13 protein-coding genes are annotated in these 16,398 nt (G+C 34.3%); all 13 read left to right on the top strand.

The window, feature by feature from the left end; translation table 11 throughout:
- Window positions 1-150 precede the first annotated feature (150 nt).
- Window positions 151-2,442 (top strand): xanthine dehydrogenase molybdenum-binding subunit XdhA, encoded by a 2,292-nt coding sequence (gene xdhA / locus STERM_RS13170; RefSeq protein WP_012862120.1) that lies wholly within the window; start codon window positions 151-153, stop codon window positions 2,440-2,442.
- Window positions 2,443-2,455: 13 nt separating this feature from the next.
- The gene (gene xdhB / locus STERM_RS13165) at window positions 2,456-3,328 is read left to right on the top strand and encodes a xanthine dehydrogenase FAD-binding subunit XdhB (protein ID WP_012862119.1); all 873 of its coding nucleotides are present in this window, start codon (window positions 2,456-2,458) and stop codon (window positions 3,326-3,328) included.
- Window positions 3,328-3,801, top strand: a complete 474-nt coding sequence (xdhC, locus tag STERM_RS13160) for a xanthine dehydrogenase subunit XdhC (protein ID WP_012862118.1) — start codon at window positions 3,328-3,330, stop codon at window positions 3,799-3,801. The genes xdhB and xdhC overlap by 1 nt, the downstream gene beginning before the upstream one ends.
- 206 nt (window positions 3,802-4,007) lie before the next feature.
- Window positions 4,008-5,006: a toxin-antitoxin system YwqK family antitoxin gene (locus STERM_RS13155; protein ID WP_012862117.1), complete on the top strand. Its 999-nt coding sequence runs from the start codon at window positions 4,008-4,010 to the stop codon at window positions 5,004-5,006.
- A 24-nt stretch (window positions 5,007-5,030) separates the two neighbouring features.
- Window positions 5,031-6,224, top strand: a complete 1,194-nt coding sequence (locus tag STERM_RS21840; RefSeq protein WP_012862116.1) for a 3-deoxy-D-manno-octulosonic acid transferase — start codon at window positions 5,031-5,033, stop codon at window positions 6,222-6,224.
- An 18-nt stretch (window positions 6,225-6,242) separates the two neighbouring features.
- Window positions 6,243-6,938: a tRNA (guanosine(46)-N7)-methyltransferase TrmB gene (gene trmB, locus STERM_RS21835; protein WP_012862115.1), complete on the top strand. Its 696-nt coding sequence runs from the start codon at window positions 6,243-6,245 to the stop codon at window positions 6,936-6,938.
- 30 nt (window positions 6,939-6,968) lie between these two features.
- Window positions 6,969-7,925 (top strand): L-lactate dehydrogenase, encoded by a 957-nt coding sequence (locus STERM_RS13140; RefSeq protein WP_012862114.1) that lies wholly within the window; start codon window positions 6,969-6,971, stop codon window positions 7,923-7,925.
- Window positions 7,926-8,208: 283 nt separating this feature from the next.
- Window positions 8,209-8,694, top strand: coding sequence for a phosphatase PAP2 family protein (locus STERM_RS13135; protein WP_115388794.1), 486 nt, complete (start codon window positions 8,209-8,211; stop codon window positions 8,692-8,694).
- Window positions 8,695-9,039: 345 nt separating this feature from the next.
- Window positions 9,040-9,285, top strand: coding sequence for a hypothetical protein (locus STERM_RS13130; protein WP_012862112.1), 246 nt, complete (start codon window positions 9,040-9,042; stop codon window positions 9,283-9,285).
- Window positions 9,286-10,046: 761 nt separating this feature from the next.
- On the top strand, window positions 10,047-10,622 hold the full coding sequence (locus tag STERM_RS13125) for a phosphatase PAP2 family protein (RefSeq protein ID WP_012862111.1): 576 nt from the start codon (window positions 10,047-10,049) through the stop codon (window positions 10,620-10,622).
- Window positions 10,623-11,052: 430 nt separating this feature from the next.
- A complete protein-coding gene (gene carA, locus STERM_RS13115; protein ID WP_012862109.1) occupies window positions 11,053-12,108 on the top strand; it encodes a glutamine-hydrolyzing carbamoyl-phosphate synthase small subunit in 1,056 nt (351 codons plus the stop codon).
- 78 nt (window positions 12,109-12,186) lie between these two features.
- Window positions 12,187-15,396: a carbamoyl-phosphate synthase large subunit gene (gene carB / locus STERM_RS13110; protein ID WP_012862108.1), complete on the top strand. Its 3,210-nt coding sequence runs from the start codon at window positions 12,187-12,189 to the stop codon at window positions 15,394-15,396.
- Between the two features lie 64 nt (window positions 15,397-15,460).
- Window positions 15,461-16,396: an aspartate carbamoyltransferase gene (gene pyrB / locus STERM_RS13105; RefSeq protein ID WP_012862107.1), complete on the top strand. Its 936-nt coding sequence runs from the start codon at window positions 15,461-15,463 to the stop codon at window positions 16,394-16,396.
- The last annotated feature ends 2 nt before the right edge of the window (window positions 16,397-16,398 follow it).

Here is a 16,398-nt window from a genome sequence, read left to right as displayed (position 1 = left end):
ATGAGGTATAATGTAGTATGGAAAAATTCTAAGGACAAATGTCCTAGCATTATGAAAAAAATAAGTATAAAATTAAGGATGAGTAATGCTGTAAAATAAGTTTTTTATTAAAATACTGTATATATTGAAATTATTTGAGAGGAGGAATTTATGAGCTATAAAATTATAGGGCAAAGTGTGGAAAGATGGGATGCAATAGCAAAAGTACAGGGAAAAGCAGACTATACAGCAGATTTGCCTAAGAAAAATGTATTATACGGAAAAATTTTGAGAGCAACTATAGCCCATGGATTAGTAAAAAAATTAGATGTTAGTGAAGCACTGAAAGTAGAGGGAGTAATAAAGGTTCTGACTCCTGATGATCTGCCGGATTTGAAATTTCCCACAGCAGGTCACCCGTATACTCTGGATCCCAAGCTGGCAGATATTGCAGACAGAAATATTCTTACGAAAAGAGTCAGACTGTATGGTGATGAGATAGCGGCAGTGATAGCAGAAAATGAACTGGCAGCAGAAAAAGCACTGGAAAAAATAAAAGTAGAGTATGAAGAATTTCCATTTTATCTTTCGCCGGAGGAAGCGCTTGCTGAAGGTGCAGTGGAAATTCATGATGGTTCAAAAAATTTAATAGCTTCTACAAAGGCAGTGGTGGGAGACTTAAAAAAAGGACTTGAAGAAGCTGATCATATAATAGAGGGCGAATACAAAACACAAATAGTACAGCACTGTCATATGGAAAACCAGATTGCTTATGCTTACAAAGGTTCGGATCAAAGATGGGTTTGTGTATCGTCTACACAAATACCTCATATTTGCCGTCGTATTTTAGGTGAAGCATTTGGAATGCCTTGGGGAAAATTCAGGGTAGTAAAACCATTTATAGGAGGAGGCTTCGGTAATAAACAGGATGTTACTATAGAACCGCTTGCAGTGGCTATGAGTATGGCAGTCGGCGGAGAACCTGTTATGGTAGAGCTTCAGAGAGAAGAAAGCATTGCATGGACAAGAGTAAGGCATGCTATATCGTATAAAGTAAAGCTGGGAGTAAAAAAAGACGGTACGATAACTGCTCTGGAAATGGATGCGGTATCAAATAACGGTGCATATGCATCACACGGTCATTCAATAGCCGGAAAAGGAGCAGGAATATTACAGTCATTATATAAAATGCCAAATATGGAGTATAACTCAAAAACTGTGTATACGAATACAGCTTCTGCAGGAGCAATGCGTGGATACGGGGTTCCTCAGGTTATATTTGCAATGGAATCTATAATAGAAAAAGCAGCTAAGGAGCTGGGAATTGATCCTGTGGAATTAAGACTCAAAAACTTGGTAGGACCGAATACGGAAAATCCTGTGAGTCATGTTATGTTCTTTTCTAATAAATTAAAAGAATGTGTAGAAGAAGGAATGAAAAATTTTAGCTGGGACGAAAGAAAAAAACAGGCTGACAGTCAAAAAACAGGTGATTTTAGAAGAGGAGTGGGTATGGCAGTATTTGCCTATGCCACAGGAGTATATCCAAAAAGCCTTGAGATAGGCGGATGCCGCCTTACGCTGAATCAGGACGGAACGGTAAAATTAATGGTAGGAGCTACAGAAATAGGACAGGGATCTGATACGGTATTTAAGCAAATGGTAGCTGAAACTACAGGAATACCATATGATCATATTTATACAGACATGAATACAGATACAGATTACTCACCTTTTGATACAGGAGCCTATGCTTCAAGACAGAGCTATGTATCAGGAATGGCAGTAAGAAAAGCTGCTATAGAGCTTAAAGAAAAAATACTTGATGCTGTTAAGAAATTTGACGATATAGATCAGCTGCATACAGATATAGTAAACGGAAATATAGTATATAAGCACAGCGGAGAAGTAATCCAAAGTGTCGGTGATCTTGCTTTGAAATCGTATTATGACCTGGCTAACGGAGAATGTATAACAGCAGAGGTTTCAAATAATTTTCACAGCAACTCTAATGCAATGGGAGCTACTTTTGCAGATGTAGAGGTAGATATAAAAACTGGGAAAGTAAAAATTCTGAATATATTAAATGTTCATGATTCCGGCCATATACTAAATCCTCTGCTGGCAAGCGGTCAGGTAGAAGGCGGTATGGGAATGGCTGTTGCTTATGCTCTGGCTGAAGAACTGAGATATGATGAAAAAACAGGTGCACCGCTGAATAATAACCTGCTTGATTATAAGATGCCTACTTCTATGGATCTTCCGGATATGGAAACGTTATTTGTGGAAGAAGACGATCCTATGGGGCCTTATGGAAATAAAGCCCTTGGAGAACCGCCTATATGCAGTCCTGCTGCAGCGATCAGAAATGCTGTTTTGGACGCAATAGGTATAGAGGTTGACGAACTCCCTATAAAGCCTCAGAAATTAATGGAAATATTAAAAAATAACGGAATAGTTTAGGAGGGTAAAAGGAATGTATGATATAAAGACATATACTGAGGTAAAAACTGTACAGGAAGCTGTAGAACTGCTTGCAGATAATGAAAATGCGCAGATAATAGCCGGAGGAACTGATGTTCTTATTAAATCAAGAGAGAGAAAAAACGGATATGTTGGAAGAGATTTAATTGGAATTACAAGAATTCCGGAATTAAAGGAAATAAAAATAAATAGCAGCGGTGATATAATCATAGGCGCTGCGGCTACCTTTACAGAAGTAGAGGGTAACGAATTTATAATAAAAAATGTAAAAAGCTTATCTGATGCAGTGGGAAGCGTAGGCGGTCCACAGATAAGAAACGTGGGGACAGTAGGCGGAAATATATGTAACGGAGCCACTTCAGCGGATAGTGCCTCTACATTATTTGCTTATAATGCAGTGCTTATGATAACAGGGAAAAACGGGAATAAAGAAGTAAGCATAAAAGATTTTTATCTCGGACCCGGAAAAGTTCTTCTTGAACGGGGAGATATACTTACAGCAGTAAAAATAACAAAAGAAAATTACGAAGGATATAAAGGTCATTATATAAAATTCAGTCCCAGACAGGCAATGGATATAGCTACACTTGGATGCTCGGTTTTATTGAAAGAAAATAACGGAACCATTGAAGATATGAGAATTGCTTACGGAGTAGCAGGACCTACACCGCTTCGGGCTGCAAGTGCCGAGGAATTCGCCAAAGGAAAACCGATAAATGATGAAATACTAAATGAAATAGGGAAAATATGTCTTGAAAGTGCAAGAGCAAGAGATTCATGGAGAGCTTCCAAGGCATTCAGGGAACAGCTGGTGGAAGAACTGCCTAAAAGAGCTGTAAAAGCTATAATCGGAGGTGGCAGATAATGGTAAAAAGTATTACATTTACTGTGAACGGAAAAGAATATAATATAAATGTGGATATAAGAAAATCACTTCTTGAAGTACTCAGGGAAGAACTGAATTATACAGGAGCAAAGCAGGGATGTGCAGTGGGTGAATGCGGGGCATGTACTGTAATTATAGACGGAGTTACTGCGGATTCATGTATATATCTTGCAGTCTGGGCAGACGGAAAGAATATAAAAACAATAGAAGGCGTGTCAGATCGCGGCGGAAATTTATCTGATATTCAGGAAAGCTACATAGATGCAGGAGCGGTACAATGTGGATTTTGCACTCCAGGTCTGATACTTTCCACTGAAGTTCTTTTGGAAAATAATCCGGAGCCTTCAAAAGATGAGATCAGAAGAGGGCTTTCAGGGAACCTGTGCAGATGTACTGGATACCAGAAAATAATAGATGCCGTAGAAAAAACCGTAGAAAAAAGAAAAGGATAAATAAATCGGGAAACTGCCTTTAAACGGGCAGTTTTTTCTATTTAAGCTTAAAATAAATGATATAAAAATCAAAAGTGCAGAGCAGTTTTCTTTGTTGATTTTTGGAAATAAAATTTTTTGTAAAATTAGAAATTTAGGTCATAAAATGTTATAATACAAATTGACAAAATAATTTCAAAACGAAGATGAAAAAATAAGGAGTAGGAATGATATTAAAAAAACATTATCTGGAAAAGTTAACGGTAATATTTGCAATAAAAGAAGACTATGACCACAGGGAAGTTTATTATTATGAAAACAGAAGATTCGAAGGAGAACTTCATATGTATTATGATGATAAAAAGCAACAGCTGGAGAGCATAGAAAGATTTAAAAACGGTAAAAAATCCGGTGTTCAGGAAAAATATTACGAAAATGGTATCTTAAAAGCTTCGGAAAATTATATAGACGGTCTGGAAGAAGGGAAGTATGAAGAATACTTTGAAGACGGAGAAGTAAAATTAAATTGTTTTTATATAGAGGGTAAAAGAAACGGGAAATTACAGGAGTTTTATAAAGAAGGCGGTCTGAAAGAGGAAAATAATTATTATTACGGGAATCTTGACGGAATTTCTTCAAAATTTCATAAAAACGGAAAGCTTTCACATACAGGAATGTATAAAGAGGATTTGAAAACAGGGATTTGGAATTTTTATGATGAAAATGAAAACCTCAGAAGAAAAGAAATATGGAAAGACGGAAAGCTGAACGGACAGAGAATAGAACTGGAAAATGAAAATGTTCAGATGAGTTCCAATTATGTGGACGGCGAGCTTGACGGCGAATTCATAATATATGGTAAAAATAAGAATATAATACATCTGATTCATTATGAAAAGGGACGGAAAAACGGAAAAGAGATTCTTTATAATGAAGCAGGAAAAGTGAAAAAAGAAACAGATTATAAAAATAATATGAAATACGGAACGGAAAAAGAATATTCCGATGACGGGGAAATTCTTCTTTTGGAAGCCAATTATGTGGAAGGACTGCTGCATGGGAGCTATGTGAGCTTTCATGAAGACGGAAACAGAAAATTCGAGGGAAGAGCCATGGATGGTAAATTTCACGGAGAAGCTTATTTCTATGATAAAAATGGTGATCTTGAATCGGAAGTTATTTATGAACATGGGGAAGTAGCAAGAAAAATAGAGCATAAAAAATAATATTAAGATTTATGGTGGGATTATATGTTATTTATTTATAATATAGTAAGATTTTTTTTATATCCTTTTTTATTTATTGCAGCAATTTTCAAGAAAAAAATCAGAGCTTTTTTTTATAAAAGAATCAGAGTAGAAAAAATAAAAAGAGATAAGTATTACTGGATTCATCTGTCGTCAGTGGGTGAAATGAATTTAGCGGAGAAATTAATAGAAAACATTTTGGACAGAAATAAAAAAATTTATTTGACAGTGATGACCGATACAGGAATGGAGTTATTCAGAAAAAGATATTCAGGGAACCCTAATATAAAAGGGGCTTATTTTCCGCTGGATGACTATTTTCTGATAAAAAAAACAGTAAATATGCTGGATATAGAAAAACTGATTATAATAGAAACTGAAATCTGGCCGAATCTTTATGGAATTGTATCTGAAAAGTCAGAGGTAATCGTGGTGAACGGACGTATTTCCGATAAAACCTTTGATAAATACAAGAAAATCAAAGGAATGATCTCAGCTACTTTGAATAAATGCAGTAAAATCCTTGTTCAAAGTAATCTTGATCTTCAGAGATATAAGGAATTGGGAGTAAGGGAAGAAATACTGAAAGTATATCCAAATTTGAAATACAGTATAGATTATCCTGTTTTGGATACTGAACAGAAGGAAGAACTGGAAGAAAGAATAAAAATAAACGGAAGAAAGCTCATAACTGCAGGAAGCACAAGAGAAGGAGAAGAAAAAATCCTTATAGATATATTCAAAAAAATAAATGAGGCTGAAAAATATCAGATGGTACTGGTGCCAAGACATATACAGCGAACCGAAGAAGTAGCAGCATTATGTGAAGGTCTTGATTTTTCACTTTATTCCGAAAATAAAAAGACTGAAATAATAATAGTAGATAAAATGGGAATTCTTCGTGAGATGTATCAGATATCTGATTTGGTATTTGTAGGCGGAACATTTGTTGAGATAGGGGGACATTCAATTCTTGAGCCTCTTTATTACGGGAAGGTGCCTATAATAGGAAAATATTATTCCAATATTAAAGATGTGGCGGAAAATGCAAAACCGCTTAATCTGGTAAATATAGCAGAAACAGAAAGTGAGCTGGAAGCTTTTTTTCTGGATTCCGATAATAGCAAAAACAGGGAAACAAGCGAATTTTTTAAAAAATATAATAAAATAGATGAGATAATCAAAGAAATTTTATAACAGAATAAAGGAGATAGCGTGGAAAATAAGCAGAAGAAAGAATTATGGGAATATTTTTTCAATTATCCAAAAAAACATTATAATATCTATATGGAGAAAATGACTGAATATCCTGAATACATAATATATGACGAAGAGATAACAGACAGTAAAAAAAATAAATGGAATGAGTATTTCGGAAATGACAATCCGGTATATCTGGAAATAGGATGCGGAAGCGGAAATTTTACAGCGAGTAATGCGCAGAAATTTCCCGGGAAAAACTATATTGCTCTTGAGCTTAGATTCAAAAGGCTGGTAATGGCAGCTGTAAAATCTAAAAAGAGAGAACTGAAAAATATTGTTTTTCTGAGAAAAAGAGGAGAAAAGCTTCTTGATTTTTTAGGTAAGGATGAGATATCAGGATTATATATAAATTTTCCTGACCCGTGGACCGGATCAGAGCATAAAAGACTTATAAATAAAGAATTGTTTGATAGGCTGGATATTATAATGAAGCCATCGGGGAAATTATTTTTTAAGACCGATCATGAGGGGTATTATTATGATACACTGGAGCTGGTAAAAGGGCTGGCTAAATATGAAATAGTATTTCATACAGATGATCTTTACAATACAGAAAAGGTTAAGGATAATATTCAGACTGAATTCGAACAGATGTTTCTAAGCAAGCATAATATGAATATAAAATATATAGAAATAGTGAAAAAGTAACAGATTTGCACATCCTGAAAGGAGAGGAACATGAAAATCAAGAGCAGAAAGGTAGCAGTAATAGGAGTGGGGAATGTAGGGTCACATGTGGCTTTCAGTCTTGTGACACGCGGTATAACCGATGAACTGATATTGATAGATATAAAGGAAGATAAGGTAAAGAGTGAAATGTTAGATCTTAAAGATTCGCTTGCCAATCTTAATTCTAATGTAACAATAAAGATACAGAATTATTCGGAGCTTAAGGATGCAGAGATAGTAGTGATAGCAGCAGGGCCTCTTCCGAGATTTGAGCAGACAAGGCTGGATACTCTGGATGACGGGATAAAAATAATAGATGATATTATGCCGAAAATACTTGAAAGCGGTTTTTCGGGGATATTTTTGGTAATAACAAATCCTTGCGATGTGATAACTCATTATGTATTGGAGAAATCAGGATTTCCAAAGAGCAGAGTTATAGGAACCGGTACTTCTCTTGACAGTGCAAGATTCAGAAGAATAACAGGAGATATTCTTGGAATAGATCCTAAGAGTGTATCAGGGTATTCTTTGGGTGAACACGGAGATTCACAGATGATTCCATGGTCGCATATTTATGTGGGGGGGAAACCCTTCAAGCAGTATATAGAGTCCAAAGAAGAATTGAAAAATACAGATTTAGATAAAATATTAAAAGATACATCTTATGCAGGCTGGGAAGTATTGCTAGGAAAAGGAGCCACGTGTTTTGGCATAGGAACAGCAGCTTCTGCATTGATAAAGTCTATATTTAATAATGAATATAGTGTGCACCCTGTTTCAGTATTTCTTGACGGAGAATATGAACTAAAAAATGTATGTTTAAGTGTGCCTGTAATACTTGGAAATAAAGGGGTAGAGGAAATAATAGAACTTAAGCTTACCGAAGAGGAACAGAAACAGTTAAACAGATCAGCGGAAGTGATAAAGACATACATAGGGAAAATAAATAAAAAGATAATATAAGATATATAAAGATTTCAGGAAACTTTCAGTATAAAAGAATGTAAAAATTTTGTATAATTCTACTGTAATGCTTTATTTGTTATTAGACAAATGACGGCATTCATTTCAATAAATGGATTTATTTTCAATGCTTACTATACTGTTACAATCCTTTCTTCTGTTTTGTAACTAAAAATAAATCAGTATGAAAATTGATGTAAAGGAGGTTTAGAAAATTTTTGGCATAGATATAGCAATAACAGAAGGACTTCAAAGGTTACAGATACCTGTACTTAATGAAGTTATGATATTTTTTTCCGGTATTGGAAATTTGGGAATAGTCTGGATAGTTTTGGCATTAGTTCTCGTTATGAGGAGGAAAACCCGCAACTATGGAATAATTCTGCTTCTGGCTTTACTAATTACAGCGATTCTCGGAGAAGGGATATTAAAAAATATTATAAAAAGAAACAGACCTTTTATAGTATTAAATGATCTGAAACTTCTAATACCGCCGCCGGGCTCTTATTCATTTCCGTCCGGGCATACAGCTTCTTCATTTACAGCATTTGGAGTATTTTATTTTTTAAACTTAAGGTATAAATGGCCGGTATTTTTTATAGCATTTTTTATAGCTTTTTCAAGAATATATCTGGGAGTGCACTATTTTACGGATATTATAGGAGGAATAATTCTGGGTATGGGTGTTGCATACATGGTATGCAGTTACTATAAAAAAAATTCAGACAGAATAAATTCAAATAAAATAATAAGGAAATTATTCAATTAAAAAATGAATATAATCAGTTTTGGTAAAAATCTTTTGAACATATTTTTATGGTGTCAGAGGATTTTTTTATTTTATCTTTTGGGCAGATACCCAGAGTAAGTTGAATGACAATATCTTTTTTAAAAATGAAAATAAATGTAAAAATACAATAAAATTTTATTTTAGAGATACTGTTAAAAATATGGAAATATAATTTTATTAAACTAAATGACAATAAAAATAAAGGGTTGCTAGTTTTATAAAAAAGAAAACATATTATTTATATTATATAAAAATAAATAATACAAATAATCAACTTGTAAAACAAATCAATTTATGATAATATCATAATTGAAGGAGAAATAAATGGAATACACAAGTAATAGTAAAACATTGCTGGGGAAACTGAAAGAAGGGAATCCTCTGGCTTTAAGGAGAATGTATGCACAATACAGGCAGAACATCTACTTTCCGGAAATTGACATTTATAAGAGCCTGTATAAGTCAGATGTCGAGATATTATTTATTTATTTGAGAAAAGGTTTTTATGAATCTGAAATAATAGAAGCATTAAATGAATATAACGATTTTATAAAACAATTACGGAGATAAATTTATTAAAACTAAGGCTATTATTTTACTCTTGGTTATTTTTTTATTTGTATGATAAAAAATTATTTGATTTATGATTTATGAGATATATTTAAAAAGATATTTTCTGTCGACCCCTGATAGGGGTAAAAGTACTATAGATCGACAACATTAAAATAATCAGTATTTTGATTGATATTTCACCCTAAATATGACATACTTTTGTCAAGATTGGAATAGACGAAAAAAAGAGATCGACAAAAACTGATAATCAAGGTATAATAAATAAAAGGTTCTTAGAGGCTGGACTATTAATATAACTATCTTAGAATGTAAATTTCAAAAAGATAATATATTATAACATGGATTTAACAGCTATTAATATAACTATCTTAGAATGTAAATGAGTGTACTTTTGACACCCTATTTTGATTGAGTTTTCTATTAATATAACTATCTTAGAGCAAAAAATAATAGTTGTTATTTCATACTAAAAGCATAAATAGCAATGTGAATTTATCAAAAATATATTTGAAAACATAACTTAAATATTGAAAAAATAACTATTTAAAAAAATTCTAACAAAATAAAATCACTTCAGATTTTAAAACAGCTTTCCTGAAAATTTATGGAAGGCTTTTTTTATACATATGTTCAAATATAAAAATAAAATAAAATATCCGCTCTACCTGCAATTTTCATAAAACTTTCAGTTATATCACAGTCAGGTCTATTTATTGGATTATATAATGATAGTATAATAAACAGGCAGGAGTAAAAGGATGTTAAATATTATGGATCAAACAGCAGTAAATGCTGTAAAATTAATTCAAAATCCATTGCTGGACAAGATAATGGTATTTTTTACTTCATTGGGAGATAACGGTATTATATGGATAATCTTAATGATAGTATTACTGTCAGGAAAGAAAACAAGAAATAAAGGAGTAGTACTGTTAATAACAGTTATAACGGTTTTCATTCTCACTAATTATCTGAAAGAGGAATTTCACAGGGTAAGACCGTATGAATACATGAATTTCATACCTAAAGTAAAAACTTCCGGGACATCTTCATTTCCTTCAGCACATAGTGCAGTAGCATTTGCAGTTTTCGGAGTATATTATTTTTATAACCTGAGGTATAAATATGTGATAGGAGTTATTGCACTTATTATAGCAGTGTCAAGATTTTATCTCGAGGTTCATTACTTAAGCGATGTCTTGGCGGGAATAGCTTTAGGTCTCACTGTTTCATATATATTGTTTCATGTTAATGAAATAATCTTAAAATCTGTAAAGATAAATAATGTTTACAATATATTAAAAAGATTTTTTACAGGAGAAAGTCAGCAATAATTACGGTGGAAATAAAAGGATTAAATAAAATATAAGAATTTTAAATAAAAAATTTATCTAAAAAACTACTCGGAATATTGCTGCAAAAGGCGGCGATTAATAAAAAAAAATTTAGTAAAATAAAAATAAAATCTATTGACTTGCTTCTTTATATTTGTTAAACTAATAGAAATGTTTAAAATAAAGAGAGGAGTAAGTCGGGAAATGGAACTAAACATATTAAAAGAAAAAATTGTTGAAAAGTTAAAAGATATTTTTAAAAGTTCTGATTATTTTACTTACTTATTTGTACTCTTAATTACTAAGATTATAAAATATTTTAATATTTATACTTACTTTATATTTTTAAATAATAAACATAATAGGAATAATGGTTATTTTAGTTAATAATTATTATTCTTTTTTTATGATATACATTTTAGGAGGAATTATGAAAGCAAAACTGATTTTAGAAAACGGCATGATTTTTCACGGTGAAGCTTTCGGTTATCTGGAAGAAACAGTGGGTGAACTTGTATTTACCACAGTTATGACAGGATATCAGGAAGTACTTACAGATCCGTCTTATCACGGGCAGATAGTGGTTATGACTTATCCGCTTATAGGAAACTATGGAATTAATCTGGAGGACATGCAGTCTGACAGGGTAAGGGTAAAAGGGTTTATTATAAAAGAGGATGCAAAACTCCCGAATAATTTCAGGTGTGAGATAACGCTTGAGGCATATTTAAAGCAAAATAAAGTAATGGGACTAAAAAATATAGATACAAGACACCTAACAAGGATAATAAGGGATACTGGGACAAAAAAAGCAGTTATTACTACCAGAGATTTGTCACAGGAAGAACTCGGGAATATATTTTTTTCATTCTCAAATTCTGATGCCGTAAAGCAGGTTACAAGAAAAGATATACTTAAAATAGAGGGCAGTAAAGAAAAAATAGCAATAATAGATTTTGGAATAAAAAAACACATAATAGAATCTTTCGCAAAGAGAAACTGTGATATAAGAGTATTTCCTGCATATACTGACTATGAAACAATCATGGAGTATAATCCGGACGCATTGTTTCTTTCAAACGGTCCCGGAGATCCGGAAGATCTTCCGGAAGCAATAGAACTGGTAAAAAAAGTAATAGGAAAAAAACCTGTAATAGGAATATGTCTGGGACATCAGATAGCAGCACTGGCAATGGGCGGAAAAACAGCAAAAATGAGATTCGGGCACAGGGGAGGAAACCATCCGGTAAAAGACATAGAAAAAAATAAAATATATATAAGCTCACAGAATCACGGCTATAAAGTAACCGAGCTTCCGGAAGGAACAGTGCTTAGTCATGTGAATCTAAATGATAATTCCATTGAGGGAATGAAAAATAAGGAGCTGAAGGTGTATACAGTACAGTTTCACCCGGAAGCTTCTCCGGGTCCGGAAGAAACTGCATATATTTTTGATGATTTTCTTAATATGATAAGAGAGGGATAAAAACGAAATTTAGCTGTCTTTACAGATATTATAAAGTAGTTGAACAGAGGTAAAATAAACCATCGGCAGGAGGAAAAAATGAAAAACGATTCCATAAAAAAAGTACTTGTAATAGGGTCAGGACCTATAGTTATAGGTCAGGCGGCAGAGTTTGACTATTCAGGTACACAGGCATGTGAAGCCTTGAGAGAAGAAGGCATAGAGGTAGTATTGATAAATTCAAATCCGGCAACTATAATGACAGATAGTAAAACGGCTGATAAGATATATATAGAACCAATGAATATACAGACTATAGAAAAAATAATAGCACGAGAAAAACCAGACTCACTTCTTCCCGGAATGGGCGGTCAGACGGCCCTGAATCTGGCTGTGGAGCTAAAAGATGCGGGAATACTGGAAAAGTATAATGTAAATATAATAGGAACTTCTATAGAATCTATAAAAAAGGGTGAGGACAGAGAGCTTTTCAGAGAAAGTATGATGAAAATAGGAGAACCGGTAATAGATTCCAGTATAGTGACAAACCTTGAGGACGGACAGGATTTTGCCGCAAAGATAGGATATCCTGTAGTAGTAAGACCGGCATATACTCTTGGGGGAAGCGGAGGCGGTATAGCCGGAAGTCCTGAAGAACTGAAGGATATACTTTTGAAAGGATTGCAATTATCAAGAGTGGGACAGGTTCTTGTAGAGAAATCAATACTTGGATGGAAAGAGATAGAATACGAAGTAATACGGGATAAAGACGGGAACTGTATAACTGTCTGCAACATGGAAAATATCGATCCTGTAGGGATACATACAGGAGATTCGATAGTAACAGCACCGTCACAGACACTTTCGGACAAAGAATATCAGATGCTGCGTACATCATCGATAAAAATAATAAATGAAATAGGGATAGTGGGAGGATGTAATGTTCAGTTTGCACTGAATCCCCTGTCATTTGAATATGCCATAATAGAAATAAACCCGAGGGTTTCAAGATCATCAGCGCTTGCTTCCAAAGCAACAGGCTATCCCATAGCAAGGGTAGCGGCAAAGCTTTCGCTGGGATATACGCTGGATGAGGTGAAAAATGAAGTGACTGGGGAGACATTTGCATGCCATGAGCCTGCTATAGACTATGTGGTAGTAAAAATACCAAAGTGGCCTTTTGATAAATTTCAGAAGGTAGACAGAAAGCTTGGAACGAAGATGATGGCCACTGGAGAAATAATGGCTATAGGAAATAATTTTGAAAGTGCCTTTCTGAAAGGGATAAGATCACTGGAAATAAACCGTGATAATCTGATGCATCCGGCATCGGCGAAAAGAAGTCTTGAAGAACTGAAAGAAAGAATACAAAAGCCAGATGATGAGAGAATATTTGATCTTGCAGAAATGCTGAGAAGAGGTTATGTAAAAAGACAGCTTGCCAGACTTACAGGAATAGATATTTTCTTTATAGAGAAGATAGAATGGATAGTAAAACAGGAAGAACAGCTAAAGGATATGACATTTAACGATCTGAATATGGAATATCTGAAAAAATTAAAGAGAAAAGGTTTTTCCGATAAGGGAATAGCGGAGCTTATGGGAATAAGCACAGAAGATATAAGACTGAAAAGAAAAGAATACGGTATAAAACCGGTATATAAAATGGTAGATACATGTGCAGCAGAATTTGAGGCGGTTTCCCCATATTATTATTCTACTTATGACAAATATGACGAAGTGGTGGTAAGTGACAGAAGGAAGATAATAGTAATAGGGTCAGGGCCTATACGGATAGGACAGGGTATAGAGTTTGACTATTGTACTGTTCATAATATAGCAGCACTGAAAAAAATGGGAATAGAATCAATTATAATTAATAATAATCCGGAAACTGTATCAACAGATTTTTCCACAGCTGATAAGCTTTATTTTGAGCCGCTTACAGCTGAGGATGTTTTGGAAATAGTGGAAAAAGAAAAGCCGGAAGGAGTTATACTTCAGTTTGGCGGTCAGACTGCAATAAAGCTCGCAGGAGAACTCACAAAAAAAGGAATAAAAATAATAGGGACATCTTTTGAAAAAATAGATGAGGCAGAGGACAGAGAAAAGTTTGATAAACTTACTGACAGATTGAAAATAAAAAAACCGGAGGGCAAGGCAGTATGGACGGCAGAAGAGGGCGTGAAGACAGCAGAAGCTATAGAATATCCCGTTCTGGTAAGACCGTCTTATGTACTCGGCGGACAGGGAATGGAAATATGCTATGACGAATGCAACCTGAGAAAATATCTGGAATCTGCATTTTACAGAGACAGTGAAAATCCCGTTCTTATAGATAAGTATCTAAACGGGGCGGAGATAGAAGTAGACGCTATATGTGACGGTGAGGACATATTGATTCCGAGCATTATGGAACATCTTGAGAGAGCTGGTGTCCACTCGGGAGATTCCATAACTGTGTGTCCTACTCAGAACGTAAGTGAGGATATAAAGAAAAAAGTAGAGGAAATAACAAAAGTACTTGCCAGAGAGCTGGAAATTCTCGGGATGATAAATATACAATTTATTGCATACAAAGAGGAGCTTTATATAATCGAGGTAAATCCAAGATCATCAAGAACTGTTCCATATGTATCTAAAATAACAGGTATTCCGGTAATTGAACTGGCAACAAGAGCAGCTCTGGGAGAAAAGCTGAAGGATATGGGATATGGAACTGGAGTGTATAAGGAGCCTAAACTGATAGCAGTAAAAGTACCTGTATTTTCCACTGAAAAGATAGAAGGAATTGAAATATCACTGGGACCGGAGATGAAGTCTACCGGTGAAGTACTGGGTGTAGGGAAGACATACGAGGAAGCTGTCTACAAAGGACTTCTTGCTGCAGATAAAAAATATCCGGAAAGCGGGAAAAAAGCCCTTGTTACTCTGAATGACAATGATAAGGCTGAATTTCTGCCGCTTGCAAAAAAGCTTGCCAAGCAAAATTATAAGCTGTCTGCGACAGAAGGAACATATAAATTTTTAAAAGAACACGGCATAGAATCCGAGGTAATAAATAAAATCAGCGGAGACTCGCCTAACATACTTGATAAGCTGAAAAACAGAGAAATAGACATATTGATAAATACACCTACCAAAGCAAATGATTCACAAAGAGACGGTTTTAAAATAAGAAGAACTGCTGTGGAATACGGGATAGAGGTACTTACATCACTGGACACTCTAAATGCAGTATTAGGGATACTGGAAAAAGGACTGCATAAAAAAGAAACAGAAATTTATGAAATGAACAGTCAAAAATAGTAATTATGACAGCAGTAATAAAATGGAAATATACACTAATTCTAAAATATAAGGAGGACATGTTTTGAAAAAGTCTAGAAAAGATATTATATCTATGAGGGATTTTAGTAAAGAGGAGATACTTCACATTTTGAAAATATCTGAAGAAGTGGAAAACGATGAGAATAAGGGGGAGCTGTTAAAAGGCAAAATTATATCGACTTTATTTTTCGAACCAAGTACAAGAACAAGACTGTCATTTCAGTCAGCAGCACAAAGACTCGGGGCTCAGGTACTGGGATTTGACTCGCCGGACGGGACATCGGTAAAAAAAGGTGAAACATTGTCAGATACGATAAAAATGGCAGAGTCATACTCAGACTTAATAGTAATAAGACATCCTCTTGACGGTTCTGCAAGAGTAGCGGCAGAAGCTTCAAAGGTGCCTGTACTGAATGCGGGAGACGGCGTTAATCAGCATCCAAGCCAGACTTTACTTGACCTGTATACGATTCTTAAAGAAAAAAAGACTTTGGATAACATGAAAATAGCTTTTGTAGGAGATCTGAAATATGGAAGAACAGTACATTCACTGGTAAAGGCCATAAGTCATTTTAATCCGAAAATATACTTTATAGCACCTGAAATACTGAGAATACCCGAATATATACTGGATGATCTGGAAGAACTGGGAATAGAATATGAAGTACTTGAAGATTTCAGGGAATGTCTTGCAGACATAGATGTATTTTATATGACAAGGGTTCAGAGAGAAAGATTTCCCGACGAGGAAGAGTATGAAAAAGTAAAAGGAATATATGTTATCTCAAAAGAGAATATAATAGGGAAGTGTAAGGATGATATGATAATATTACATCCGCTTCCAAGAGTAGACGAGATAAATACAGATCTGGACGATACAAAACATGCGCTTTATTTTAAGCAGGCAAAAAACGGAGTTCCCGTAAGACAGGCAATGATGCTGACAGCACTGGGAATAAAAGAAAAGATAGAAGGGTAGTG

The organism is Sebaldella termitidis ATCC 33386 (assembly GCF_000024405.1).
In the GTDB taxonomy this organism is placed as follows: Bacteria; Fusobacteriota; Fusobacteriia; order Fusobacteriales; family Leptotrichiaceae; genus Sebaldella; species Sebaldella termitidis.
Note: the sequence above shows the minus strand (reverse complement) of the source record. Positions and strands in the feature narration are given on the sequence as shown.